Source organism: Paracoccus sulfuroxidans, assembly GCF_007830335.1.
Classification (GTDB): Bacteria; Pseudomonadota; Alphaproteobacteria; order Rhodobacterales; family Rhodobacteraceae; genus Paracoccus; species Paracoccus sulfuroxidans.
This window is the reverse complement of the sequence record NZ_VLKU01000011.1, coordinates 76263-99571: the sequence shown is the minus strand read 5'-3', so window position 1 is coordinate 99571 and position 23309 is coordinate 76263. Positions and strand designations below refer to the sequence as shown.

Here is a 23309-nt window from a genome sequence, read left to right as displayed (position 1 = left end):
CACCTGTCATATCCGAAACGCGATCAGACGGTTCCGGTTTCCTGTTCCTTGCGGGCAAGGCGCGGGGCCGAAAACGTCCCGCCCGGCAGAAAGCCCGCGCTTAACGGCAGTGCCGCCGCCCCCATCGCCCGCGCGCGACGCCCCAGCGTGCCCGCACGCACCTCGGGCAGCGCGATTCCGCGATGTGGCATCCCGGCCAGCCGCGCGGCCACGGCGGCGACCAGATTGGCCCGCAGATCGACCGGCATCGCGCCATCGATCACCACCAGCGGAAGGTCCGCAACCGCCACGGCCGATAGCGCCGCATGGGACAGCACCTCGGCGGTTTTGTCCAGCCATTGCGCCATTACATCGGGCGATATCCGCCATTCGGAATCCTCAAGCGGCAGGCCCCGCCCCAGCATCCGCTCCAGCACGGAAATCGAGGCCTGATCCAGCACCTGCCCCCCACCCGGCACCGGGCAAGAGCCCATGGCCCCTGCGTTTCCGGTGGCCCCCAGACGCAGCCGGTTGTCCAGCACCAGCCCGCCCCCGGCGAAATGCGCAATGTAAAGGTACAGGAAATCCGCCGGCAGATCGCCCGCCCCAAAGATCAGCTCGGCCCCGCAGGCGCAAGAGGCGTCGTTCTCCAGCCAGACTGGCAGCGAGAGGTGCTGCTCCAGCTCGGCGCGCAGGTCCCTGCCCTGCCAAGGCTGCATCTCTTGCCCCCAGTCCCACAGGAAAAACGGAATGGCGACGCCCAGCCCCGCGACCTGCGCGCGCTGGTCCTCGGCCAGGCTCGCCATCAGGCTGGCCGCGCCATCGAGCGCGAATCGCAGGATCTCGTCAGGATCGGGAAAGGGGTATGGCCGCGTCAGCGCGCCGACGATCTGGCCGCCGAAATCGACCAGCACCAGCTCCGCCAGCATCCGCCCGACCTTGAGCCCCAGAAACAGCGCGCCGTCCTGCGCCAGCGCCAGCGGTTGCAGCGGCTGGCCGACCTTGCCCCGCTGGGGCTTGGCCGCCGCGTCCAGCAGTCCCGCCGCCAGCAGATCGCGGGTGATATTGGTCACCGCCTGCGCCGACAGCCCCGTCGCCTGCGCCAGCGCCGCACGCGGCATCGGGCCATTGCGCCGGATCAGCCACAGGATCAGGCGCTCATTCTGGCTTCGGGCCATCTGCGGGGTGGATGCGCGGGACATGGGGACTCCTCCTTCACCCATAAATCAACATGATTGATTTATTGACAAGCCTCCATTTCCTGTAGCAGCCTTGCGCGCAGGATGAGACGGCGGGCCAACCGCCTTTGGGAGGAAGAGACGACATGACTAGAACGGGTTTTCTGCGCGCCGCCCTTGCCGGAACGGCGCTGACCCTTGCGGCGGGCGCAGCCCAGGCGGCCGACAGCGCTTGCCTGATCACCAAGACCGACATCAACCCCTTCTTCGTCAAGATGAAAGAGGGCGCGACGGCCAAGGCGCAGGAGCTGGGCATTGATCTGAAGACCTATGCAGGCAAGATCGACGGCGATCATGAAAGCCAGCAGCAGGCCATGGAAAGCTGCATCGCGGCGGGGGTGAAGGGCATCCTGATCGTCGCCTCGGACACCAAGGCCATCGTCGATTCGGTCAAACAGGCACGGGATGCAGGCATTCTGGTCATTGCGCTGGACACGCCGCTTGAGCCGATGGACGCCGCCGATGCGACCTTCGCCACCGACAATTTCGAGGCCGGGCGTCTGGTCGGCGCATGGGCCAAGGGCCAGCTGGGCGACAAGGCCGCCGATGCGCGCATCGCCTTCCTGAACCTGACCGAGCTTGCCCCCTCGGTCGACGTGCTGCGCGATCAGGGCTTCCAGCAGGGCTTCGGCATCGACATCAAGGACCCGAACAAGATCGGCGATGAGGACGACCCCCGCGTCGTCGGCCATGAGATGACCAACGGCAATGAGGAAGGCGGCCGTTCCGCCATGGAGGCTCTGCTGCAGCGCGATCCGAACATCAACGTCGTCCACACTATCAACGAACCCGCCGCAGCCGGGGCCTATGAGGCGCTGAAAAGCTTCGGCAAGGAAAAGGACGTGCTTCTGGTCTCGATCGACGGCGGCTGCCCGGGCGTCGAGAACGTCAAGGACGGGGTGATCGGCGCGACCTCGCAGCAGTATCCGCTGCTGATGGCCTCGAAAGGGATCGAGGCGATTGCGGCCTTCGCCAAGGACGGCACCAAGCCGCAGGCCTCCGAGGGGCTGGATTTCACCAATACCGGGGTCAATCTGGTCACCGACAAGCCGGTTGACGGCGTGCCCTCGATCTCGGTCGAGGAAGGCCTGAAACAGTGCTGGGGCTGAGCTGACGCACCCGGGCGGGCGGCGCAATGCCGCCCCCCTTCCTGACCAAAGAGGTACGCATGCCGGACACAACCGACCCCGCCGCCAGCCCCGCAGCCGATCAGGTTGCGCAGTTCGAAGACCACGCGCGCGGGCCGGTCGCGAGCCTGCAGCACTTTTTGCACCGCAACCCGACGATGGTGCCGGTCATCGTGCTGGCCCTGTCGGTTCTGGGCTTCGGCCTGCTGGCCCCGAATTTCTTTTCGGCCTTCAACCTGTCGCTGATCATGCAGCAGGTCGCGGTCGTGGGCACGCTGGCCGCCGCGCAATCGCTGGTCATCCTGACCGCCGGGATTGACCTCTCGGTAGGCGCGATCATGCTGTTGTCCTCGGTCATCATGGGCAAGCTTGCGGTGATCTATGGCGTGCCGGTGCCGCTGGCCATTCTGCTGGGGCTGGGTGTCGGGCTGGCTGCAGGCGCGCTGAACGGGTTTCTGGTGACGCGGCTGAAGCTGCCGCCCTTCATCACCACGCTGGGAACCTGGAACATTTTCCTCGCGCTCAACTATTTCATCTCGGACCGCCAGACCATCCGCAGCCAGACGCTGGACAGCGACGCGCCGCTGCTGAAGCTCTTCGGAGAGCGGTTCAACCTGGGCGGCGCCGTCCTGACCTGGGGCGTGGTGCTGATGCTGGTGGTCTTTGTCGTGCTTTGGTACGCGCTTTATCAGACCGCATGGGGCCGCCGCGTCTATGCCGTGGGTGACGACCCCGAGGCCGCGAAGCTGGCCGGGATCCAGACGAACCGGGTGCTGATGTCGGTCTATATGGTCGCGGGGCTGATCTGCGGGCTGGCGGCATGGTCGGCCATCGGGCGCGTCGGCTCGGTCTCGCCGACCTCATTTCTGGAATCGAACCTTGAATCCATCACCGCCGTGGTGATCGGGGGGATTTCGCTTTTCGGCGGGCGCGGCTCGATCATCGGGCCGCTGATCGGGGCGCTGATCGTCGGCGTCTTCAACTCGGGCCTGCGGCTGATGGGCGTCGACGTGTTGTGGCAACTGTTTGCGACCGGCTGGCTGATCATCGCCGCCGTCGCCATCGACCAATGGATCAGAAAGGTCTCGGCATGAGCGAGCCGCTTCTTTCCGCACGCGGGCTGGTCAAGCGCTATGGCCGCGTGACCGCGCTGGATCACGCCGATTTCGACCTGTACCCCGGCGAGATTCTGGCCGTCATCGGCGACAATGGCGCGGGCAAGTCGAGCCTGATCAAGGCGCTGTCGGGCGCGGTCCGCCCCGATGAGGGCGAGATCACGCTGGATGGCAAGCCGGTCCAGTTTGCAAGCCCGCTGGAGGCCCGCCGCGCGGGCATCGAGACGGTCTATCAGACGCTGGCGCTGTCCCCGGCGCTGTCGATTGCCGACAATATGTTCATGGGCCGCGAGCTGCGTCGCAAGGGCGTTCTGGGGGATTGGCTGGGGCTGCTGGACAAGCCCGCAATGAACAAGTTCGCCCGCCAAAAGCTGTCGGAGCTGGGGCTGATGACCATTCAGAACATCACCCAGCCCGTCGAGACGCTGTCGGGCGGACAGCGTCAGGGCGTGGCCGTGGCCCGCGCCGCGGCCTTCGGCAGCCGCGTCATCATTCTGGACGAGCCGACGGCGGCGCTTGGCGTCAAGGAATCGCGCCGCGTGCTGGATCTGATCCAGGACGTGCGCGGCAGGGGCATTCCGATCGTCCTGATCTCGCACAATATGCCGCATGTGTTCGAGGTTGCGGACCGGGTGCATATTCACCGGCTGGGGCGGCGGCTGGCGGTCATCAATCCGAAGGAGCATTCGATGTCGGATGCGGTGGCCTATATGACCGGCGCGCGAATGCCCGAGATCGCGGCATGAGGGGGGCTTTGCCCCCGCCCTTCGGGCGCCCCCAGGATATTTGGGCATGAAAGAAGCACTGGCGCGGATTGCGGCGCTTGGGCCCGGGCGCAGGCTGGTGGCGGTTGCGGGTCCTCCCGGGGTCGGCAAGTCGACGCTGGCGGCGCGGATGGTGGTGGAACTGCCCGGCGCGGTTCTGGTGCCGATGGACGGGTTTCATCTGGATGACAGCCTGCTGATCCCTGCCGGGCTGCGTGACATCAAGGGCGCGCCGCAGACCTTCGATGCCGATGGGTTCGTCGCCATGATCCGGCGTCTGAAGGCGGGAAAGGAGGTCTATTATCCCGTCTTTGACCGCAGCCGCGAGCTGGCCATTGCGGGCGCGGGCCGGGTGGGCGCGGGCGACGGGCTGGTCGTCGTTGAAGGGAATTACCTGCTGCTGGACCGCGCGCCCTGGCGAGAGCTGGCAGAGATGTGGGATCTGTCCATCATGCTGGTCGAGCCGGTCGAGGAGCTGGAGCGCCGGTTGACCCTGCGCTGGCAGGGCTTTGACTGTTCGCCTGAAGAGATCGGCGCTCATCTGGAGAATGATCTGGCGAATGCCCGGCTGGTGTTGGAGCAATCGCTGCCCGCCAATCTGATCATGCGCCCTTCGGACGAAACGCCTTGATGCGGGCGGGGTCGGTCTCGATCCGCGCAGCACCCAGCAGGTCGAGGCAATAGGGCACGGCAGCAAAGACCGCGTCCATGCAGGTCGCGATGGCCGAGGGCTTGCCGGGGATGGTGATGATCAGCGTCTTGCCCCGGCTGACCGCCGTCTGGCGTGACAGGATCGCGGTTGGCACCTCGCGCAGGCTGGCGCGGCGCATTTCCTCACCAAAGCCGGGGTATTCGCGATGGGCCACATCGGCCACCGCCTCGGGCGTGAGATCGCGGGGCGCGGGGCCGGTGCCGCCGGTCACAAGGATCAGGTCGGCACCTTCGCTGTCGCACAGATCGCGCAGGGTCTCGGCCACGCCTTCGCGCCCGTCGGGGACGATCAGGCGGGTGATGCGGATGGGCGAGGTGATGGTCGCGCGCAGCCAGTCCTCGGCTCCGGGACCGCCCTTGTCCTCATATTCGCCGCGATGGGCACGGTCGGATACGGTCACGATGGCGATATGGGCGGTTTCGGTCATGGCGGGCCTTTCATGTTCGGCCCATAGTCAACCAAGGGGCGGGGAATGGGAAGCGCCGCGCGCTTTCGCCGCAGAAGCATGGGAGGTTCGCGATGACTCTGCTGACCGGAAGGTGCCTCTGTGGGGCCGTGCGGCTTGAGGCGAGGGGCGCGCCCCTGCGCGTCGGCGCCTGCCACTGTCTTGACTGCCGCAAACATCACGGCGCGCTGGTCTATGCCGCCGCGATCTTTCCACAAGAGGCCGTGACCGTCACCGGCGAGACCGCCGAATATCAGCGGCGGCATTTCTGTCCGCGCTGCGGCTCATCGGTCTATGCCCTGAGCGGTGACGAGGCCGACGTGCATCTGGGCATTCTGGATGGCCCCGACCAGCCGGTGCCGCAATACGAGCTTTGGACCATTCGCCGCCCGGATTGGCTGCCCCCCATTCCCGGCGCCGCGCAATACGAGCGTGATCGCGTCTAGCGGCCTTAGCCCCGGCGCGCGGCGTCAATGACGGAGACGTCTATCTTGCCCATGTCCATCATGGCGATGAAGGCGCGCCGCGCCTCATCCCCGCCGGCGGCCATGGCCTCGGTCAGGGTGCGCGGCGTGATCTGCCACGAGATGCCCCATTTGTCCTTGCACCAGCCGCAGGCGCTTTCCTTGCCGCCATTGCCGACGATGGCGTTCCAGTAGCGGTCGGTTTCCTTCTGATCGTCGGTGGCGATCTGGAACGAGAAGGCCTCATCCGGGGCGAAGGCCGTGCCGCCGTTCAGCCCGATACAGGGGATGCCGCAGACGGTGAAATCGACGGTCAGCACGTCACCCGCCTTGCCCGAGGGGTAATCTGCGGGGGCCTTGTGGACCGCACGCACCTGACTGTCGGGGAATGTCTTTGCATAGAAGCGCGCAGCTTCCTCGGCCTCGGTGTTGAACCAGAGGCAGATCGTGTTCTTGGCGATGGCCATGGCCTGAGCCCTCCCTGCGCAAGCGTCATGATGCGAGTTTAACCGCCGGGCGCGGGGCTTGTTCCATGAAAAATGGCCGCAGGCTGGAACCTGCGGCCATTCGGATGGGTGGGCAGAGCGGCGGCTTACTTGACGCGCGCGTTGCGGTTGCCGATCAGTTTCAGGCGCAGCGCGTTCAGCTTGATAAAGCCCGCCGCGTCCTTCTGGTCATAGGCGCCCGCATCCTCTTCGAAGGTCACGTGCTTTTCGCTGTAAAGCGAGTGGTCCGACCAGCGGCCAACCGTGTTCACGCTGCCCTTGTAGAGCTTCAGGCGAACGGTGCCGGTCACATGCTCCTGGCTCTTGTCGATCAGGGCCTGCAGCATCTCGCGCTCGGGGCTGAACCAGAAGCCGTTGTAGATCAGCTCGGCATAGCGGGGCATCAGGCTGTCCTTGAGGTGGCCCGCGCCGCTGTCCAGCGTGATCTGCTCGATCCCGCGATGGGCGGCCAGCAGAATGGTGCCGCCGGGGGTTTCATAAATGCCGCGCGACTTCATGCCGACGAAACGGTTTTCCACGAAGTCCAAACGGCCGATGCCGTGCTTGCGGCCATATTCGTTCAGCTGCGTCAGGATGGTCGCGGGCGACATCGCCTGACCGTTGATTGCCGTCGCATCGCCCCGCTCGAAGGTGACTTCGATATATTCGGGGGTGTCGGGCGCTTCCTCGGGGCTGACGGTGCGCTGATAGACGTAGTCGGGCGCTTCCTCGGCCGGGTTTTCCAGCGCCTTGCCCTCGGACGAGGTGTGCAGCAGGTTCGCATCGACGCTGAACGGAGCCTCGCCGCGCTTGTCCTTGGCAATCGGGATCTGGTTCTGCTCGGCGAACTCGATCAGCTTGGTGCGCGAGGTCAGGTCCCATTCCCGCCAGGGCGCGATCACCTTGATCGAGGGATCAAGCGCATAGGCCGAAAGCTCGAACCGGACCTGATCGTTGCCCTTGCCGGTCGCGCCATGCGCCACGGCATCGGCACCGCTGGCCTTGGCGATCTCGACCAGACGCTTCGAGATCAGCGGGCGCGCAATCGAGGTACCCAGCAGATACTCGCCCTCATAGACCGCATTGGCGCGGAACATCGGGAAGACGAAATCGCGGACGAATTCCTCGCGCAGATCCTCGATATGGATGTTCTCGGGCGCGATGCCCAGAAGCTCGGCCTTTTGGCGGGCCGGTTCCAGTTCCTCGCCCTGACCAAGGTCGGCGGTAAAGGTGACGACCTCGCAGCCGTATTCGGTCTGCAGCCATTTCAGGATGATCGAGGTGTCGAGCCCGCCAGAATAGGCAAGGACGACTTTTTTCGGCGCGTCGGACATGCGGATACCCTTTCGAATTTCGGCTGGAATAAGCCCATTCGCACATTGTCACAAGGGGATGCGCAGAATATCCCCGTCCCGGGCCAAAATCGGAGATCACAGTGCTTGCTTACCAAATCATCAGACATTCCTGCAGCCTGTTGCTGCGAAACTGGCGCGCGTTTCTGACCATCGCCGCCCTGCCCGCGCTGCTTCTGGTGCTCAGCAACACCCTGCGGATCAAATTTATCAATGCGAAATTCGCACCGGATCCCTATGCCGCTGCACCAAGCCCGGGCCTGCTGATCCTGTCGGCGCTGCTGACACTCGCAAGCCTGCTTTGGGTCGCCGTCGGCTGGCACCGCTTCGTCCTGCTGAACGAGCCTCCCCGCCTGCTGCCGCGCATCATGCCGGGCAGGATGCTGGCCTATCTGGGATATTCCATCCTGATCAGTCTGCTGCTGCTTCTGATCCTGGGGCCAGTTCTTTTCCTGCTGGCATTTTCGGTGAACATGGCCTCTCCGCCGGGCAGGATCCTGCTGTTCCTGCTTTCGGTGGGTGTCACGGTGATCGCGCTGCGGCTGGGGGCAGGTCTTCCCGGAGCAGCCCTGGGCGAGCACGACCCGCTCGCACGCGCATGGCAGGCGACAAAAAACCACTTGGGGGTCTTTGTGCTGCTGGCCTTCATCTGCATCCTCGCCCGTCATTTGATGAGCTATCTCGTCATCCAGGGCTTGATTGCCATGCCCGACAGTGAACCGCTGACCATTGGGCTGATCGCGACGGTGGTGGATGGCCTGGTGGCGATGATCTCGCTTTCGGTACTGACCACCTTGCAGGGGTATTTCGTGCAGGGTCGTTCTCTGGGCTGAGGCGCGGCATAAATCCGTTGCGTCCGCCCAAGTTTGGCGGCACATCCGGGCTATGAAAAATTTCACCGACTCTGTCCGCCAGGCAGGGATCGCGCTGCGCGACCTCTTCGAGCCGACCCCGCTGCAGAAGAACGACCACCTTTCGGCGCGTTATGGCGCCGAAATCTGGCTGAAACGCGAGGATCTGACGCCCGTGCGCAGCTACAAGCTACGCGGCGCCTTCAACGCCATGCGCAAGCTGGGGGCCGAGGGCGGGCATTTCGTCTGCGCCAGCGCCGGGAACCATGCGCAGGGCATGGCCTATGCCTGCCGCCATTTCGGCGCGCGCGGCACGATCTTCATGCCGGTCACCACGCCCCGGCAAAAGATCGACAAGACCCGCATCTTCGGCGGCGACGCCATCGAGATCGTGCTGAAGGGCGACTATTTCGACCAGACCCTTGCCGCCGCGCAGGAATTTGCCGCCAGCACGGGCGCGACGTTCCTGTCGCCCTTCGATGATCCTGACATCATCGAGGGTCAGGCCACCGTCGGGCTTGAGATTCTGGAGCAGCTGGGCGGTGCGCCCGACCTGATCATCCTGCCGGTCGGCGGTGGCGGTCTCGCCGCAGGCATCACCACGCTGTTTTCTGAACTCGCCCCCGACACCCGCGCCGAATTCGCTGAACCGGACGGCGGCGCCAGCCTGCGCGCCGCGCTTGAGCAAGGCCAGCAGGTCAGCCTGCCTGCCGTCGACAATTTCGTCGATGGCGCGGCGGTCGCCCGCATCGGTGACCTGCCCTTCGCAGCCCTGAAGCGCTTCCTGCCGCAGCAGGTGCATCTGGCCCCCGAGGACCGGATCTGCGCCACGATGCTAGACATGCTGAACGTCGAGGGCATCGTGCTGGAGCCCGCAGGCGCACTGTCGATCGACGTGCTGCAGGATCTGCCGGACCTTCGCGGCAAGCGCATCGTCTGCGTCTGCTCGGGCGGCAATTTCGACTTCGAGCGCCTGCCCGAGGTCAAGGAGCGCGCGCAGCGTTTCTCGGGGTTGAAGCGCTATTTCATCCTGCGGATGCCGCAGCGCCCCGGCGCGCTGAGGGATTTTCTGGAACTGCTGGGACCCGAGGACGACATCTCGCGCTTCGAGTATCTGAAGAAATCGGCCCGCAATTTCGGCACCGTGCTGATCGGGATCGAGACCACCTCGCCCGCGAACATCCAGTCGCTCTGCGCTCGGCTGGACGCGGCAGGTCTTGGTTACCGCGACATCACGCTGGACCCGATCCTGTCGGAGTTCCTGATCTGACGGCGGGCCCGCCTAGGCGGGCCTTGCCTGCGGCTGGCTTAGGTCGTGGCGCGACAGGTCACGCATCAGCAGCAGCTTTGATTCCGCATAGCAGCTAAGCACATCGGCAATGCGCAGCCCCGCCAAGGGGTTGCGCGCGCATTGCCGCTCGCCCGCCTCGCAGAGGCAACCCAGCGAGCGGAAGCCCAGATTTCTGGCGCATCCTTTCAGGAAATGCAGGTCCCGCCACATCCTATCGGCGTCATTATGGGGCAACCGCATGATGACGGATTCGATCTCATCGAGGAAAAGCTCCAGCAGCGGCGAGAACTCCTCCTCGCCGACCTCGTCGCGCAGCTCGACGATGCGCGCCCAATCGATCATTTCGGCCTCCAGCAGAATTCCGGGCAGCATATCCCGAATCGTAAGCCCCTGTCGCGAAACCACGAAAATTGTCGCGATTAAGCTTCTATAAAACCTCATCGACTAGAACGGGCGCATGAAAAAGCCCGCGCCCCCTTCCGTCACGCCCTTGAACCAGCCCCGCAATCGGCTGGTGCTGATCGTGGACGACAGCCGGGCGCAGCGCCGGACCCTAGCGATTCAACTGGTCCGCGCGGGCTATGAGGTGGCCGAGGCAGCCTCGGGCGAAGAGGCGCTGGAGTTCTGCGCCCGGAACACGCCCGATATCGTCATTTCCGACTGGCTGATGTCAGGCTGCACGGGGCCGGAATTCTGCCGCCGCTTCCGCGAGATGCAGCGCGACCGCTATGGCTATTTCGTGCTGCTGACCTCGCGCAGCGACAAGAATGACATCGCGCGCGGCCTGCAATCGGGCGCGGATGACTTTCTGACGAAACCCGTCTCGGGGTCTGAACTTCTGGCGCGTCTCAGCGCAGGTGAGCGGATCCTTGAGATGGAAGAGACTCTTCGTCAGGCCAACCGGCAGCTTAGCCAGACGCTGGCGCAACTGCGCGAGGCGCAGGCGGCCATCGACCATGACATGCACGAGGCGCGCAGGCTGCAGGACAGCCTGATCCGCGAACAACAAGGGCGATTCGGGGATTTCACCATCACTCTGCTGATGCGTCAGGCGGGCCATATCGGCGGCGATCTGGTCGGCTTCTTCCCGATCAATGCGCGAAGATGCGGCGTGTTTGCGCTGGATGTCTCAGGCCATGGCGTCGCGGCGGCGCTTCTGTGCGCGCGGCTCTCGACTCTGCTTTCGGGGGCCACGAACCACAATATCGCGCTGAGGATGACGGATCTGGGGCTTTATGACGCGCGCACGCCGTCCGAGGTCGCGCGCCAGCTGAACCACCTGATGCTGAATGACCTGCGCACCGATTCCTATTTCACCATGGTCTATTGCGATTTCGACTTCACCAGCGGCCAGATGCGGCTGGTGCAGGCAGGTCACCCCTACCCGATCCTGCAGCGCGCCAACGGCAGTTTTCAGGACATCGGCGAGGGTGGATTGCCGATTGGCACCTTTCAGGAGGCGAAATTCGATGAGATCGCATTGGCGCTGGAGCCCGGGGACCGTCTGCTGATCGCCTCGGACGGAATGACGGAATGCGAGGATATGCACGGCCGCCCGCTGGGGGCCGAAGGGCTGCGCGCCATCCTGCAGACGAACTCGACCCTGGAGGGAGAGGCGCTGCTGGAATCGCTCAGCTGGTCCCTGGCGAATTATTCGGGCGGGCGGCGCAATGATGACATCTCGGCCGTGCTGATCGAGCGACGGCCTGCCGCCCCGCCCCCATGACCGGTCAAATGACCGGCCAGATGGCGCAGCGCAAAGCTGCGCGAGCCGGGATCGGCCAGCAGCGACGGCACCTGCCGGATCGGGGCCCAGACGGCATCGTGCCCCGGCTCTCTCGGCGGGCCTATGCGCAGGATCGGTCGGGCCAGCCAGATGGTGCAGAGCTTCTCGGCCCAGAAGTCATAGTCCGGCATGAAGCAGAAGCGGCGATAGCTGCCCAGACGCCGCAGGTTCCCGATGCTCCAGCCGGTTTCCTCAATGACCTCGCGGTGCAGGGCCGCCTCTTGCGATTCGCCGGGGTCGATACCGCCGCCCGGCAATTGATATTCGCGGACCGGCTGATGCTGCAGGGTCAGCAGCACCTGCCCGTCCCGCACCAGCAGGGCATAGGCCCCGGGCCGCAGGCGATAGCGGCGGGCCTCGGGCGGCTCTCCGAAGCGTGGGATCATCTGCGGCTCCTGATCTGGTTGCTCATGCGGCTAGCACATGGACGCGTTCGCAGGCCAGAGGTGCAATCCGTTCACGCTGCGGGGGCAATCGGCGTCACGCGGATGAAGCGCGCATCGACCGGGCGGCGCTCGGCCACCGCCTGAAACAGGCGGCCGAAGGCCGAGGTCAGCGAATTCGCGGGGTTCAGGAAAGGGGCGCTGGCTGGGCCGCAAGCCTCGGCCATCCGGCCCAATTCCTGCCGGTCGTAATAAAGATAGGCCAGATGATCGACATAGCCCTGCACGTCGCCCGGCTCAACCACGCGAACCGCCCGAGGCGCATAGCTGACCGCCGGAGAGGCCAGCGAGGCAACGACCGGCCGCCCCGCCAGCACGCTTTCGACGACAGAGCGCCCGAACCCCTCACCACTTTCGGATCGGGTGGGGACCAGCGTGACCTGACAGGTGCCCAGCACCCGGCGCAGCCGCGCCCGCGTCACGCGGCCATGAAAACGAAAATGCCCCGCGATCCCGGCCGCCGCCAGCTGCAGCTTCATGGCGTCCAGCGCCGCTCCCTCACCGCAGATGTGAAACCGCATCTTCAGGCCCGATCTCAGCAGGGTCGCCGCCGCGATCATATCGAAGACGCCCATCTCGGCGGTGATCGGCCCGGTGAAGCAGATGTTCAACACCGATGCTCCCAATGCGACCGGCGGCAGGCCCATGAACAGGGAGGCCTGGTAATGGGGCAGAAATTCGATGATCGGGCGCGTCGTCCCTCCGGCCAGCTGGTCGATGTCCTCCGAGATCACGTCCGAGGCACTCAGCAAGGCGACCATCCGGCTGGCATAGAAACCCCGCGCGGCATAAAGCGCCAGACGCTCCGACAGCCGGTTTTGCCCACCGCCGAATCCGGGCCGCCTGCGCAGGATCTGGGCGATTCCGATGCCCTCGGCATCAAGCGCCTCGTAAAGCGCGGGATTGGCTTCGTCGTTCAGGATGACCAGATCGCAGGAGAAGCGACGGGCATCCGCGATCTTGCGATGCGCAAGGTCAAACTGATCCTCATGGCGACCCGGGCGAGAGGGTGTCGACGCAGGACGATGGATCAACGTCATGCCGCGGGCTCTGGTCATCGGGGCGGCGCGCGGATCGCTGGTCGTCACCACGGCCTGAACGGAATGGGCCTGGCAGGCATCCAGAAAATGCCACAGATCCGGCAGGCAAATCGCACTTCGGTCAGTCTGACGCCGCGACCATCGCTCGAACACCTTCGCCGAATCGCGACCTCCGGCATCGATCAACACTCTCACCATGGAGGCACAAAGCTCCGTCAAAAAAACGGTGGCGGTCAGAGCGCGTCGGGCACACACCCGGCATTCGACCAGCCCATGAAATCTATAAAACCTGTCCGCACAGCTTTAGGCGGGCGGCTGCGCCCGTCAATATCACCGCCCGCCGCGACGGCGGGCCCGCACCCTCGGCAGAAGCAGGCCGGGCAAGGTGTCGCGATGCGCGCCCATTCGCCAATTTTGTCAGGCTCCGCTGGGAATAGGGTTGCGCGCCTTGCGGGCCAGCAGGCGCTGGCCGAATTGCCCGACGTCGACGGAGCGTGGGTTTTCGCCATAAATTGCCGCGTCGAGTTCACGAAGAAGTGCGGGATCAAGGGCCCATCCCCGCTGCCGCAGCGCGCGCGCATAGTCATGCGCCGCCGCCTGCAGGCGAAATGCATTGCCCGAAGCCGCCGCCTCGCGCAGCGCCACGCGCACGGGATCGAGGCGCAGGCGGGCAATCAGCGCGCTTGCGGCCCGCCGACCGGGCCGCCGCCCCAGAAGCGACAGCACCACCCCGACCAGCAGCGCCGTCCCGAAGGTCAGCGCGATGAGCGCCAACGTCCGCGCCGGAGGACGCGACGTGCCCGCGACATTGTTGCCAAACCCCGTCAGCCCGATCTGCACGGGCTGCGTGATCGCCCCGCGCATTTCCCGGATCGAGGTGTTGAAGAAGGAAAACCGCAAGGGCTCCAGCGCGCCCTGTTCGCCGGTATGGGGGCGCAGGCTCCACTCCCAGCTGACGAAAGCGACGGGACCATCGGGCGTCAGGCGAGTCTCGCGCAGCTCGGGCGCGGCGAAGCTGATCAGCCATTTCTCGCGGATCTGCGGGCGCTCCGGCAACAGATGCGCCATCGCGCCCTTGGCGGTCAGGGTGATCTTGCGGGTGAAGGTCTCGCCATTGCGCAGTTGCGCGGGGTCGGTCGACAGCTCATCCGTGACCGCAAGGCTGCTGGCCGAAAGCGGGCGGCCATGACCGGGATAGGCAGTGACCGAGAAGCTGATGGCCGGGGCCTCGACCACCACCTGTTCGCGCGCAGCACCATCGGATTTCGTCATCTGATGGCTGACCGGACCGACCGTCAATCCGCCGGTTCGGCGCGGGAAGACGGCGATGCGCCGCTCGAAAATCTGCAGCAGCTTGCCGTCGATCCGCTCTTTGAACCAGCGGTCGGGGGCGTATTGGATCCAGTCGTAGCCTTCGGAATTCGGGAAGGTCATCTCGGAAAGCGCAATCGCGCCGGTGTATTCGCCGCGAATGGTGATCGGGATCATCTCGCCCACCACGGGACGGAATTCGGGCGCGACCAGTCGCAACTGGTCCTGCGCCAGCGCGGCAAAGGGCAGCAGCAGGAACAGCAGAAGGGCGCGCAGCATCACCATGGTTCGGCCTCGACGGGGCGGATCAGGCCAAGCGCGGCGCGCCGATCATGTTCGGATTTCAGCCGCAGCTTCAGGAACTCGCCCGGATCGTCGGAGAGCGTGCTGAGCCATTCGTCGCTGGCGACGATGCCCCGCGCCTCGATGGGGCGGCGCCATTCAGGGTCCTGCACCCCGGCAGACACGGTGACAGTCTGTTCGCCCTCGGCCCCGCCGCCCGCGCCCAGAATGCGGCCCTGAACGATGCTGTCACCCCGCACCGGGTCGATCAGCGCGGCCACGCGGTCGCGGTTCGCCCGTGCCTCGGCATCGGCGGGATTGGCGAAAAGCAGCGCGTCGAAATAGGCGACCGACAGGGCATAGTCACCGATGCCCGCCAGGCTGAGGCCGCGATTATAGGTCTGCGTGCGCCCGGCCTCGGCGAAGGCGGCATCGGCCCCGGCGTAATCTGCGGCGCGAAACAGGGCGACGCCACGCTCGGCCGGGTCGGACAGAAGCCGTGCCGCGACCGAGGGGAAGCCGGTGACCAGCGCCACGCGACCTAGGGCCTGTGGACCGGCCAGAACGATCAGGGCAAGGGCGATGGCGGCAAGCAGGAAGGATTTCATGCCTGCCTCCGAAAGCGCATCGCCAAGGGCAGCAGGGCAAGCGCCGCCAGCCAGGGGCCCAGATCGCGATATTGCAGCGCGATCATGGCGGGGTCCGGATCAAGGCCCGAGGCCGCCAGCGCCCGCTGAACAGGGCCCGGCGCCGAGGCGGGCGCGACCGCCCCATTCAGCATGCCGGGCAGCGTCGAAACATCCGTCGCGGGCGAGCCGGTGATCGTCAGGGCCGAGACGCGCACCCCCGCCGAGGCCAGCCGCTGGGCCTCGACCTCTGCGGTCTTGTCCATCCCCCCGCCATCGGTCACCAGCACCAGATCGGCGCGGCTGGACCCGGCCAGCATCTGCCCCGCCAGCGCCATGGCTGCAGCGGGTCGACTGCCGGTGTCGGGCATGGTTTCAGCGTCCAGAACCGAGATCTGGCTTTCCAGCGTCGCCGGGTCCGAGGTCGGGGCGGCGACGGCGTAAGCCTCGCCCGCGTAAAGGATCAGGCCGACGGGACGCCCGGCCAGCTGGCCCAGCAGCCCGGCCGCGGCGGCCTGAGCATCGGCCAGCGCCGTGCCCTGCGTGACCGAGGGCGACATGTCGATGGCGATCACCACCGCATCGCTTTGCGCGAAAACCGGCGCATCGGGGCGCGGAATGGCCGGGCCCGCCAGCGCAAGGGCCAGCACCGTCGCCCCGGCCAGCGGCAGAAAGCGCGCCACGCCATCCCCCTTCCCCAGCCAGCCAAGCGCCACCAACCCCGCGCGCATCTGCGGCGGCAGGACGCTTTGCCAACCGCCGCTGTCGGGGCCGCGCCGCCACAAGACGATCGCCAGTGCCAGCACAAGCGGTAGCAGGATCAGCCACAGGGGGCGCAGCAGGATCATGCGCGCCTCCATCCGATCAGCAGCAGGACCAGCAGCGCCACCGCCGCAGGCCAGGGCCAGAGCGATTGCCAATAGCGCATCGGCGGACGTTCCGAGGGGTTCGGCTCCAGATCGTCCAGCGTGCGGGCCATGGCGATCAGATCCTCGGTCTGGCGAACGCGGAAGGTCTGGCCGCCGCTGGTCTCGGCCACCTCGCGCAGGGTGCGGGTGTCGACGGCATCGCGGGTGGCGGGCTGGCTTTCCAGATCTGCGGGACCAAGCGCGATGGTGTGGATGCGGATGCCGTGGCTGGCGGCCAGCCGTGCCGCATCCAGCGCCTCGACCTTGCCCGAGGTGTCGACCCCGTCCGACAACAGCACCACGACCCGCGTCGGCGCATCGCTACCCACCAGCCTCTTCATCGCCAGCCCCAGCCCGTCCGAGATCGCCGTCGCGCGGCCCGAGACGCCGATCTGCGCCTCATTGATCGCATTGGCGACGGCGGACACGTCGAAGGTCAGCGGCTGGGCGAAATAGGCGCGGTCGCCAAAGATCACCAGACCGATGCGATCCCCGCCGCGCGCCGCCACAAAGCCCGAGGCCACGCGCTTGACCGCATCAAGGCGCGAGACCTGCGCGCCGTCCAGCTGAAAATCCTCTTTCTCCATACTGCCCGACAGGTCCAGCGCCAGCACGATATCCCGCCCCGAGGCGGGCAGGGTCTGGCTGATCCGGCTGATTTGCGGCCCCGACAGCGCCAGAACCAGCGCGACCCAGCCCAGCAGCGGCAGAAGGACCCGCGTGCCCTGCCTTGTGTCGGCATCGACATCGCGAAAGACATGCGGCGGCACGCCCAGACCGCCCCGCACCGCCATCGGCGGCAGCAGGCGGATCAGCAGCGGCAGGAACAAGAGCAGCAGCGCCAGCGGAGAGGCCAAAGTCATTCGCGGCCCCGCAACAGCCGCTCGATTTCGGCGTCCGAGGGGGGATCGCCCGCGCGGTAAGCCTCGCCCCGCATCGCGGCGGGCAGCCTGCCCAGAATGCGAGCGATGGAGAGGATCCGCTCTTGCCCCGGCTGGCCACGCGTCGCGCGGATGCGCTGCGCCGCCGAGGGGCCGCGACTTGTGAAGGGGCGCAGCAGCAGCGCAAAGATCAGCCCCGCCAGCACGCCAAGGCCCACGACCGCCAGATATTCGCGCGGGCCGAAATCCAGCAGAGTGACCGGCAGGCGGCTGGGGCCGAGGGTCGCGATCAGCTCACTCGGTGTCATCGGGGTCCACCGTTTCCACCTTGACGCCAAGCGCATGCAGGCTGGTGACCCGGGGCAGCGTATCATGCACGCGCAGGCGGCCATGGCGCGCGCTGGTGCCGTCATGCACCGACAGCGCCATGGCCGGGGGCGCGGTTTCGACCGGGTCAAGGATCATGTGCAGCGTCACCTCACGCCCGCGCGCCAGCCGCGCCAGCGCGCCCTCGGCCCCCGGCAGCGCGTCAGGGCCGGTCGCGACATGCACCCGCCCGCCCGAGGGCACCAGCCGCAGCGCCTGCATCAGGGCCGCCTCGGGCGCGCCGTCGCCGGGCCGGGTCAGCGCCATGTCATGCGCATGGGCCAGATGGGCCGCGATCTCTTGCATCTGGCGCCTGCCGGTCCCGGCGGACACCACCGTCGCACCCTGCCCCGTCAGCACCATCACACCGACCGAGCCACCGCGCATCTCGGCCCGCCAACCCAGCAGCGCCAGCCAGCGCGCGGCCCGTACCGAGCGCAGCGCGCTGCCCGTCCCCCACAGCATGGGCGCGCGGAAATCGGCGATCAGCAGGGTGGTGTCGTCGCGATCCTCGTGGAAGCTGCGGACGTGCAACTGGCCGGTGCGGGCGGTCGCGGCGGCGTCGATGCGGCGCAGGTCGTCGCCCTCGGAGAAGGCGCGGATCTCGCGCAGGTCCATCCCCTGCCCCGGCGGCGCGGCGGGCACCGCCCCCGGTCGGCGGCTGGTCGGGCGATGGCGTTGGGTGACCGGATCGGGGCGGCGGGCCAGCAGCTCGGCCTCGGTCAGCCGCAGGCCCGGATGATCCAGCGCCGCTGCTACCACGGCCGGACTTTCTGCAGCACCTCGGCCATCAGATCGCGGCTGCTGCGCCCTTCGCTGATCGCCTGCCAGTTCGGGATCATGCGATGCGACAGCGCGTCTGCGGCCAGATCCTCGACATCCTCGGGCAGGGCATGGTCGCGGCCGTTCAGCCAGGCGCGCGCCCGTGCCGCCGCCGCCAGCGACAGCGTGCCGCGGGGCGAGACCGGATGCTCGACCCACTCCGAGACCGCGCCGCCCTTCCGCGTCGCCATGACCAGCCGGACGATGAAATCCTTGAGCGCGGGGGCCAGATGCACCGCCGCCACGGCTTCGCGCGCGGAACGGATCTGCGCCTCCGAGATCAGATCGCTGCTGACAGGCGGCGGGGCCAGCGTCTCGGCCTCGACCAGATCCAGAATGGCGCGTTCGGTTTCGGCATCGGGCAGGTCCAGATGGACATGCAGAAGGAAACGGTCCATCTGCGCCTCAGGCAGCGGGAAGGTGCCCTCATGCTCGATGGGGTTCTGGGTCGCGACGACCATGAACGGATCGGGCAGAGGCCGCGTCGTGCCGCCGGTCGTCACCTGATGCTCGGCCATGGCCTCCAGCAGGGCGGATTGCACCTTGGGCGGCGCGCGGTTGATCTCATCCACCAGCACCAGCGAATGGAACAGTGGGCCCGGCACGAAATCGAATTCACCGCTGCTGGCGCGGAAAACCTGCGTGCCCGTCAGGTCCGAGGGCAGAAGATCGGGCGTGCACTGGATGCGGGCGTGGCTGCCCGGCAGATGCGCGGCCAGCCGTTTGACGGCGCGGGTCTTGGCGATGCCCGGCGGGCCTTCCAGCAGGACATGCCCATTGGCCAGAAGCGCGATCACCAGCCGCTCGGCCATGCGCAGATGCCCCACCAATCCGGCGGCGACATCACGGGTCAACTGCTGGACTGGATGCTCGGCGATCCTGTCCATTTGTGTCATGAAGCTCTCCCTATCAGGTCAGGGAGGACAGAATTCGCCAATAAATCAAGAAGTTTTTGATGCGTCTAAGACTTTCGCGGAGGGTGGCGCGGCACCGGTCCCGGCACCGCGCCCAAGGTCTTACAGATCGAAGACGAAATCCGTGATATCCAGCTGGTTCAGCCGCATGTTCTGGATCGAGACGGTGGTGTCATTGCCCAGATTCAGCAGGACGTTGTTCCCCTGCTGCTGCGCCGAGCCGATCACCGCGCGCACCTGAGCCGCGCTGAAATCGTCCAGATGCAGCTTGTCGGTGCCATTGACGAAATCGGTGATGCGGTCATGGCCGTCGCCGCGCTCGAACTCGAAGAAGTCGACGCCGACGCCCCCGGTCAGCACGTCATGGCCCTGCCCGCCTTCCAGCGTGTCGCGACCCGCGCCGCCGTTCAGCACGTCATTGCCGACACCGCCCTCAAGGTCGTCGTTGCCGTTCTCGCCGAACAGGCGGTCGTCACCGGCATCGCCTTCAAGGTCGTCGTTGCCTTCGCCGCCATAAAGCCAGTCGATGCCCGAGCCGCCTTCGATGTCATCATTGCCGGCACCGCCATACAGCGTGTCATTGCCGAAGCCACCTTCCAGCGAGTCATTGCCCCAATCGCCGAACAGGCGGTCATTGCCGGTGCCGCCGATCAGGCGATCAAAGCCGTTGCCACCATAGATGACGTCGTTGCCACCGTCCCCTTGCAGGGTGTCGTTGCCGTTCATGCCATTGAGCGTGTCATGGCCGTTAAGACCCAGGATCAGGTCGCCGAAATTCGTACCGATCAGACGATCATTGCCGTTCGTACCCGGAATGCGTGCCATCAAATTTTCCTTTCACTCTTGAACGAACTGCCTGAGCCCGGGCGGGCTGCGGAAATGCGGTCTGACGCGCAACCATCAGAATAGTTTTCCCAGCTCGATTCTCCCGTCGGGTGGCAGTTCTTGCGATGTGCCACATGCGCGCTGACACTGGCCTGACAAAGATTATCAGTTGATTATCAGTCGATCTGCGCTAGTGAATTTCTATGAAGCGTCTGATTTTCGGCATAATTCTGTTTGTCCTGCTGCCGATTTCATCGGTCGGGCAGCAGCCCTCGATGCGTCCTGACTTTGAAATCGCCCGCGAAGCCGTTGAACGCGGCGAAATCTTGCCGCTGGCCACGGTGATCCAGCGTGTCCAACAGGCTCATCCCGGCCAGATCATCGAGGTCGAGCTGGAATATTCGGCGGATGGGCGGAAATATGAGATCGAGATGATCACCACCGGCGGCCGCCTGATCGAGGTCGACGTGGACGCCGTCACCGGCAAGATCCTGGATGTCGATGAGCTGGATGAGGATGACGACGACTGATGCGCAGCCTGATCGTCGAGGATGACCCCCGGATCGCCGCCGACCTGCAGCGCGCGCTTGGATCGGCGGGGTTTCTGGTCGAGCTTTCGGGCGATGGCGACGATGCCTGGTTCCGGGGCGGGACCGAGAATTATGACCTGATCGTATTGGATCTGGGCCTGCCGCGCCTTGACGGGCTGACCGTGCTGAAGCGCTGGCGCGCCGAAGGCTGCGACACGCCCGTGCTGGTCCTGACCGCGCGCGGCGCCTGGACCGAGCGGGTCGAGGGCATCGACGCCGGCGCCGACGACTATCTGCCCAAGCCCTTCCGGATGGAGGAACTGGTCGCCCGTGCCCGCGCGCTGGTCCGCCGCTCGGGCGGGCGGGGGGCCTCGGTTCAGGATCTGGGGCGGCTCTCTGTCGACATGAACCGGATGACGGCGACGCTTGATGGCGCGGCGCAGCATCTGACGCCGCTGGAGTTTCGGCTGCTGGCCTATCTGACGCTGCACCGCGACCGGCCGGTGCCCCCGACCGAGCTGCTCGAACATCTTTACGGGGGTGATGACAACAAGGAAATCAACGCGCTGGAGGCGATCATCGCAAGGCTGCGGCGCAAGCTCGGGCCCGGGATCATCGCGACGCGGCGCGGCTTCGGCTATCAGGTCGAGGCGGAGGCGTGAACCGCCGCTCGCTGCGGCTGCGGCTGGTCATCTCGGGCGTTGCGGCGATTGCGGGTGCGTTGGCGCTGGCCGCCGTCGGGCTGGCGTTGCTGTTCGATCGCCATGTCGAGCGTGTCGCCGTGGCCGATCTGGACGCCCGCGTCATGGCGCTGCTGCCGATGGTCGAAGCGAATGCACCCGACGCGATCGCCGCCAGCCGCAGCCCTATCGATCCACAATATGACCGCCCGTTTTCGGGCCGCTATTGGATGATCCGGCTGGGTGAGACGCTGCAGACCTCGCGCTCGCTGTGGGATTTCGATCTGGCCCTGCCGGCGAAGGCCCCTGCCCCCGGCGCGACTCATGTGCTGACGCTGCAGGGCCCGATGGACCAGCGCCTGCTGGCCGTTGACCGCAGCTTCATCATCAGCCGAAACGACCGCCCCGAGGTTTTGCGCATCACGGTCGCCACCGACAGCGCGCGCCTGCGCGACGCCAGGCAGGGCTTCCTGGGCGATCTGGTGCCGTTTCTGAGCGTGCTGGCCGGGTTGCTGGTCGCCGCCTCATGGTTTCAGATCATGGTGGGGCTGAAACCTCTGGCCCAGATCCGCGCCCGCGTGACCGCGCTGACCATGGGCGAGGATCGCCGTCTGGGGCAGAATCTGCCGACCGAGGTGATCCCACTGGCCAACCAGATCGACCACCTTCTGGACGCCCGCGATCAGGAGCTTGAGCGCGCCCGCCACCGCGCCGCCGATCTGGCGCATGGCTTCAAGACCCCCCTTCAGGCGCTGCTGGGCGATGCGGAATCCCTGCACCGTCGCGGCGAGGATGAGATCGCCGACAGCATCGAAACCGTGGTGACCACCATGCGCCGCCACGTCGACCGCGAACTGGCGCGCGCCCGGATACAGGCGGATCGCGGGGGCAGCCGGGCAGAGCCGACGGCGATCATGGAAAAGCTGGTGAAGCTTCTCGCCCGCACGCCCAAAGGCTCCGAGATCGACTGGGACCTGCAGCCCGCGCCGGGCGTTCTGGCGCGGATCGACCCGGATGATCTGACCGAGGCGCTTGGCGCACTGCTGGAAAACGCCCTGCGCCACTGCGCCGCCCGAATCGAGATGCGGGCCCTTGCCGAGGGCGACCGCGCCGTCATCCGCATCCGCGACGACGGCCCCGGCATCTCGCCCGACCAGATCCAGCGCATCATCCGGCGCGGTGAGCGGCTGGACCAGTCCATCGGCGGTCAGGGGATCGGGCTGGCCATCGTCTCGGACATCGTCGAGGCCGTGGGCGGAGAGCTGTCGCTGAGGAACGCCGACCCCGGCCTGCTGGCCGAGATCCGGCTGGCGCGCGCGCCCCGCACCGCCCCCTAGACCGAGCGCATCAGCCCGCCATCGACGCGGATATTCTGGCCGGTGATATAGCCCCCGCCCTCGGACAGAAGGAAAGCCACGGTCGCCGCGATCTCATCGGCGGTCCCGTAACGCTTCATCGGCACCGAATCGCGGCGCTCATCGGTCATCGGCAGGCTGTCGATCCAGCCCGGCAGGACGTTGTTCATCCGCAGTCCCGAGGCGGCATATTCATCGGCGAAGATCTTGGTGAAGCTTGCCAGCCCCGCGCGGAAGACGCCCGAGGCCGGGAACATCGCCGAGGGCTCGAAGGTCCAGGCGGACGAGATATTGACGATCGCCCCCGCACCCTGCGCCTGCATGATCGGGGCCACAAGGCGCAGCGGACGCACGACGTTCAGCAAATAGACGTCCATGCCCTGACGCCATTCCTCATCGGTGAAATCCAGGATCTTGCCCTTAGGGCCATGCCCGGCCGAATTCACCAGCGCATCGATGCGGCCCCATTTCGCCATCATTGCATCGACCAGCCGGGCCAGATCCTCGGGCGACTGGTTCGAGCCGGTCACCCCGATCCCGCCCAGCGACTGCGCCAGCGCCTCACCCTTGCCGGATGAGGAGAGAATCCCCACGCCATAGCCGTCCTCGGCCAGCTGGCGGGGGGCGGCCGCCCCGATCCCCGAGCCGCCCGCCGTTATCATCGCCACTTTCTGCTTCACCATCTGCGATCCCCTGCGCATGTTCCTTGTCGCAGGA

At 66.4% G+C, this 23309-nt stretch carries 26 protein-coding genes and 1 pseudogene; 11 read left to right on the top strand and 16 right to left on the bottom strand.

Annotated elements, in window-relative coordinates:
* Positions 1-23: 23 nt before the first annotated feature.
* Positions 24-1181, bottom strand: a complete 1158-nt coding sequence (locus tag IQ24_RS16340) for an ROK family transcriptional regulator (protein ID WP_242008265.1) — start codon at positions 1179-1181, stop codon at positions 24-26.
* A gap of 122 nt (positions 1182-1303) precedes the next feature.
* Between IQ24_RS16340 and IQ24_RS16335 the strand changes: the two genes are divergently transcribed.
* Genes IQ24_RS16335 through IQ24_RS16320 form a run of 4 tightly spaced genes read left to right on the top strand, consistent with a single transcriptional unit; the run spans position 1304 to position 4854 of the window.
* Complete coding sequence (locus IQ24_RS16335) at positions 1304-2326, top strand: sugar ABC transporter substrate-binding protein (RefSeq protein WP_145399352.1); 1023 nt, start codon at positions 1304-1306, stop codon at positions 2324-2326.
* A 59-nt stretch (positions 2327-2385) separates the two neighbouring features.
* Positions 2386-3438, top strand: coding sequence for an ABC transporter permease (locus tag IQ24_RS16330; protein ID WP_145399351.1), 1053 nt, complete (start codon positions 2386-2388; stop codon positions 3436-3438).
* Positions 3435-4205, top strand: a complete 771-nt coding sequence (locus tag IQ24_RS16325) for an ATP-binding cassette domain-containing protein (protein WP_199756618.1) — start codon at positions 3435-3437, stop codon at positions 4203-4205. The genes IQ24_RS16330 and IQ24_RS16325 overlap by 4 nt, the downstream gene beginning before the upstream one ends.
* 46 nt (positions 4206-4251) lie before the next feature.
* Positions 4252-4854, top strand: coding sequence for a nucleoside/nucleotide kinase family protein (locus tag IQ24_RS16320; RefSeq protein ID WP_145399349.1), 603 nt, complete (start codon positions 4252-4254; stop codon positions 4852-4854).
* Here the strand turns inward: IQ24_RS16320 and mog are convergent.
* Entirely contained in the window at positions 4826-5362 is a 537-nt protein-coding gene (gene mog, locus IQ24_RS16315; RefSeq protein ID WP_145399348.1) for a molybdopterin adenylyltransferase, read from the bottom strand. The two genes, IQ24_RS16320 and mog, sit on opposite strands and share 29 nt — an antisense overlap.
* A gap of 92 nt (positions 5363-5454) precedes the next feature.
* On the opposite strand from mog, the gene IQ24_RS16310 reads away from it, so the two are divergent.
* On the top strand, positions 5455-5826 hold the full coding sequence (locus IQ24_RS16310) for a GFA family protein (protein ID WP_145399347.1): 372 nt from the start codon (positions 5455-5457) through the stop codon (positions 5824-5826).
* A 5-nt stretch (positions 5827-5831) separates the two neighbouring features.
* On the opposite strand, the gene IQ24_RS16305 is transcribed toward IQ24_RS16310, so the two are convergent.
* Both IQ24_RS16305 and IQ24_RS16300 read right to left on the bottom strand, forming a co-directional pair.
* Positions 5832-6311, bottom strand: coding sequence for a VOC family protein (locus tag IQ24_RS16305; protein ID WP_145399346.1), 480 nt, complete (start codon positions 6309-6311; stop codon positions 5832-5834).
* A gap of 125 nt (positions 6312-6436) precedes the next feature.
* Positions 6437-7663 (bottom strand): argininosuccinate synthase, encoded by a 1227-nt coding sequence (locus IQ24_RS16300; protein WP_145399345.1) that lies wholly within the window; start codon positions 7661-7663, stop codon positions 6437-6439.
* A gap of 197 nt (positions 7664-7860) precedes the next feature.
* Between IQ24_RS16300 and IQ24_RS16295 the strand changes: the two genes are divergently transcribed.
* Entirely contained in the window at positions 7861-8514 is a 654-nt protein-coding gene (locus IQ24_RS16295; RefSeq protein WP_145399344.1) for a hypothetical protein, read from the top strand.
* A 52-nt stretch (positions 8515-8566) separates the two neighbouring features.
* Positions 8567-9802, top strand: a complete 1236-nt coding sequence (ilvA, locus tag IQ24_RS16290) for a threonine ammonia-lyase IlvA (RefSeq protein ID WP_145399343.1) — start codon at positions 8567-8569, stop codon at positions 9800-9802.
* 12 nt (positions 9803-9814) lie between these two features.
* Here ilvA and IQ24_RS16285 read toward each other — a convergent pair whose 3' ends face one another.
* Positions 9815-10195: an Hpt domain-containing protein gene (locus IQ24_RS16285; protein ID WP_242008263.1), complete on the bottom strand. Its 381-nt coding sequence runs from the start codon at positions 10193-10195 to the stop codon at positions 9815-9817.
* A gap of 85 nt (positions 10196-10280) precedes the next feature.
* On the opposite strand from IQ24_RS16285, the gene IQ24_RS16280 reads away from it, so the two are divergent.
* A complete protein-coding gene (locus IQ24_RS16280; RefSeq protein WP_145399342.1) occupies positions 10281-11549 on the top strand; it encodes a PP2C family protein-serine/threonine phosphatase in 1269 nt (422 codons plus the stop codon).
* Positions 11550-11584: 35 nt separating this feature from the next.
* Here the strand turns inward: IQ24_RS16280 and IQ24_RS16275 are convergent.
* The 10 genes and pseudogenes from IQ24_RS16275 to IQ24_RS16230 form a co-directional block, all read right to left on the bottom strand.
* Positions 11585-11995: pseudogene (locus IQ24_RS16275) on the bottom strand (NUDIX domain-containing protein); the annotation flags it as partial.
* Between the two features lie 71 nt (positions 11996-12066).
* Positions 12067-13278 (bottom strand): glycosyltransferase family 4 protein, encoded by a 1212-nt coding sequence (locus tag IQ24_RS16270; protein WP_158637556.1) that lies wholly within the window; start codon positions 13276-13278, stop codon positions 12067-12069.
* Positions 13279-13509: 231 nt separating this feature from the next.
* Positions 13510-14682, bottom strand: coding sequence for a hypothetical protein (locus tag IQ24_RS16265; protein WP_242008261.1), 1173 nt, complete (start codon positions 14680-14682; stop codon positions 13510-13512).
* Complete coding sequence (locus IQ24_RS16260) at positions 14682-15293, bottom strand: hypothetical protein (protein ID WP_145399339.1); 612 nt, start codon at positions 15291-15293, stop codon at positions 14682-14684. Before IQ24_RS16260 ends, IQ24_RS16265 begins: the two co-directional genes overlap by 1 nt.
* On the bottom strand, positions 15290-16159 hold the full coding sequence (locus IQ24_RS16255; protein WP_145399338.1) for a VWA domain-containing protein: 870 nt from the start codon (positions 16157-16159) through the stop codon (positions 15290-15292). Before IQ24_RS16255 ends, IQ24_RS16260 begins: the two co-directional genes overlap by 4 nt.
* Entirely contained in the window at positions 16156-17082 is a 927-nt protein-coding gene (locus tag IQ24_RS16250) for a VWA domain-containing protein (RefSeq protein ID WP_145399337.1), read from the bottom strand. Before IQ24_RS16250 ends, IQ24_RS16255 begins: the two co-directional genes overlap by 4 nt.
* Positions 17079-17408 carry a hypothetical protein gene (locus tag IQ24_RS16245; protein WP_145399336.1) on the bottom strand — a complete coding sequence of 110 codons (330 nt, stop codon included), beginning with the start codon at positions 17406-17408 and terminating at the stop codon, positions 17079-17081. The genes IQ24_RS16250 and IQ24_RS16245 overlap by 4 nt, the downstream gene beginning before the upstream one ends.
* Complete coding sequence (locus tag IQ24_RS16240; RefSeq protein ID WP_242008259.1) at positions 17395-18228, bottom strand: DUF58 domain-containing protein; 834 nt, start codon at positions 18226-18228, stop codon at positions 17395-17397. The genes IQ24_RS16245 and IQ24_RS16240 overlap by 14 nt, the downstream gene beginning before the upstream one ends.
* Positions 18222-19175: an AAA family ATPase gene (locus tag IQ24_RS16235; protein ID WP_242008271.1), complete on the bottom strand. Its 954-nt coding sequence runs from the start codon at positions 19173-19175 to the stop codon at positions 18222-18224. The genes IQ24_RS16240 and IQ24_RS16235 overlap by 7 nt, the downstream gene beginning before the upstream one ends.
* 129 nt (positions 19176-19304) lie before the next feature.
* Positions 19305-20027 carry a calcium-binding protein gene (locus tag IQ24_RS16230; protein WP_145399334.1) on the bottom strand — a complete coding sequence of 241 codons (723 nt, stop codon included), beginning with the start codon at positions 20025-20027 and terminating at the stop codon, positions 19305-19307.
* Positions 20028-20230: 203 nt separating this feature from the next.
* Between IQ24_RS16230 and IQ24_RS16225 the strand changes: the two genes are divergently transcribed.
* The 3 genes from IQ24_RS16225 to IQ24_RS16215 are packed head-to-tail and all read left to right on the top strand — an operon-like array spanning position 20231 to position 22574.
* Positions 20231-20557, top strand: coding sequence for a PepSY domain-containing protein (locus tag IQ24_RS16225; RefSeq protein WP_145399333.1), 327 nt, complete (start codon positions 20231-20233; stop codon positions 20555-20557).
* Positions 20557-21219, top strand: coding sequence for a response regulator transcription factor (locus IQ24_RS16220; protein WP_145399332.1), 663 nt, complete (start codon positions 20557-20559; stop codon positions 21217-21219). The genes IQ24_RS16225 and IQ24_RS16220 overlap by 1 nt, the downstream gene beginning before the upstream one ends.
* A complete protein-coding gene (locus tag IQ24_RS16215; protein WP_145399331.1) occupies positions 21216-22574 on the top strand; it encodes a sensor histidine kinase in 1359 nt (452 codons plus the stop codon). Before IQ24_RS16220 ends, IQ24_RS16215 begins: the two co-directional genes overlap by 4 nt.
* On the opposite strand, the gene IQ24_RS16210 is transcribed toward IQ24_RS16215, so the two are convergent.
* Positions 22571-23275, bottom strand: a complete 705-nt coding sequence (locus IQ24_RS16210) for an SDR family oxidoreductase (protein WP_145399330.1) — start codon at positions 23273-23275, stop codon at positions 22571-22573. The two genes, IQ24_RS16215 and IQ24_RS16210, sit on opposite strands and share 4 nt — an antisense overlap.
* Positions 23276-23309: the final 34 nt, after the last annotated feature.

Bases quoted from the DNA above. Each gene is read 5' to 3' on its own strand.
- IQ24_RS16340 (WP_242008265.1), bottom strand. From the start codon at position 1,181: ATGTCCCGCGCATCCACCCCGCAGATGGCCCGAAGCCAGAATGAGCGC.
- IQ24_RS16335 (WP_145399352.1), top strand. From the start codon at position 1,304: ATGACTAGAACGGGTTTTCTGCGCGCCGCCCTTGCCGGAACGGCGCTG.
- IQ24_RS16330 (WP_145399351.1), top strand. From the start codon at position 2,386: ATGCCGGACACAACCGACCCCGCCGCCAGCCCCGCAGCCGATCAGGTT.
- IQ24_RS16325 (WP_199756618.1), top strand. From the start codon at position 3,435: ATGAGCGAGCCGCTTCTTTCCGCACGCGGGCTGGTCAAGCGCTATGGC.
- IQ24_RS16320 (WP_145399349.1), top strand. From the start codon at position 4,252: ATGAAAGAAGCACTGGCGCGGATTGCGGCGCTTGGGCCCGGGCGCAGG.
- mog (WP_145399348.1), bottom strand. From the start codon at position 5,362: ATGACCGAAACCGCCCATATCGCCATCGTGACCGTATCCGACCGTGCC.
- IQ24_RS16310 (WP_145399347.1), top strand. From the start codon at position 5,455: ATGACTCTGCTGACCGGAAGGTGCCTCTGTGGGGCCGTGCGGCTTGAG.
- IQ24_RS16305 (WP_145399346.1), bottom strand. From the start codon at position 6,311: ATGGCCATCGCCAAGAACACGATCTGCCTCTGGTTCAACACCGAGGCC.
- IQ24_RS16300 (WP_145399345.1), bottom strand. From the start codon at position 7,663: ATGTCCGACGCGCCGAAAAAAGTCGTCCTTGCCTATTCTGGCGGGCTC.
- ilvA (WP_145399343.1), top strand. From the start codon at position 8,567: ATGAAAAATTTCACCGACTCTGTCCGCCAGGCAGGGATCGCGCTGCGC.
- IQ24_RS16285 (WP_242008263.1), bottom strand. From the start codon at position 10,195: ATGCTGCCCGGAATTCTGCTGGAGGCCGAAATGATCGATTGGGCGCGC.
- IQ24_RS16280 (WP_145399342.1), top strand. From the start codon at position 10,281: ATGAAAAAGCCCGCGCCCCCTTCCGTCACGCCCTTGAACCAGCCCCGC.
- IQ24_RS16265 (WP_242008261.1), bottom strand. From the start codon at position 14,682: ATGCTGCGCGCCCTTCTGCTGTTCCTGCTGCTGCCCTTTGCCGCGCTG.
- IQ24_RS16260 (WP_145399339.1), bottom strand. From the start codon at position 15,293: ATGAAATCCTTCCTGCTTGCCGCCATCGCCCTTGCCCTGATCGTTCTG.
- IQ24_RS16255 (WP_145399338.1), bottom strand. From the start codon at position 16,159: ATGATCCTGCTGCGCCCCCTGTGGCTGATCCTGCTACCGCTTGTGCTG.
- IQ24_RS16250 (WP_145399337.1), bottom strand. From the start codon at position 17,082: ATGACTTTGGCCTCTCCGCTGGCGCTGCTGCTCTTGTTCCTGCCGCTG.
- IQ24_RS16245 (WP_145399336.1), bottom strand. From the start codon at position 17,408: ATGACACCGAGTGAGCTGATCGCGACCCTCGGCCCCAGCCGCCTGCCG.
- IQ24_RS16235 (WP_242008271.1), bottom strand. From the start codon at position 19,175: ATGGACAGGATCGCCGAGCATCCAGTCCAGCAGTTGACCCGTGATGTC.
- IQ24_RS16230 (WP_145399334.1), bottom strand. From the start codon at position 20,027: ATGGCACGCATTCCGGGTACGAACGGCAATGATCGTCTGATCGGTACG.
- IQ24_RS16225 (WP_145399333.1), top strand. From the start codon at position 20,231: ATGAAGCGTCTGATTTTCGGCATAATTCTGTTTGTCCTGCTGCCGATT.
- IQ24_RS16220 (WP_145399332.1), top strand. From the start codon at position 20,557: ATGCGCAGCCTGATCGTCGAGGATGACCCCCGGATCGCCGCCGACCTG.
- IQ24_RS16210 (WP_145399330.1), bottom strand. From the start codon at position 23,275: ATGGTGAAGCAGAAAGTGGCGATGATAACGGCGGGCGGCTCGGGGATC.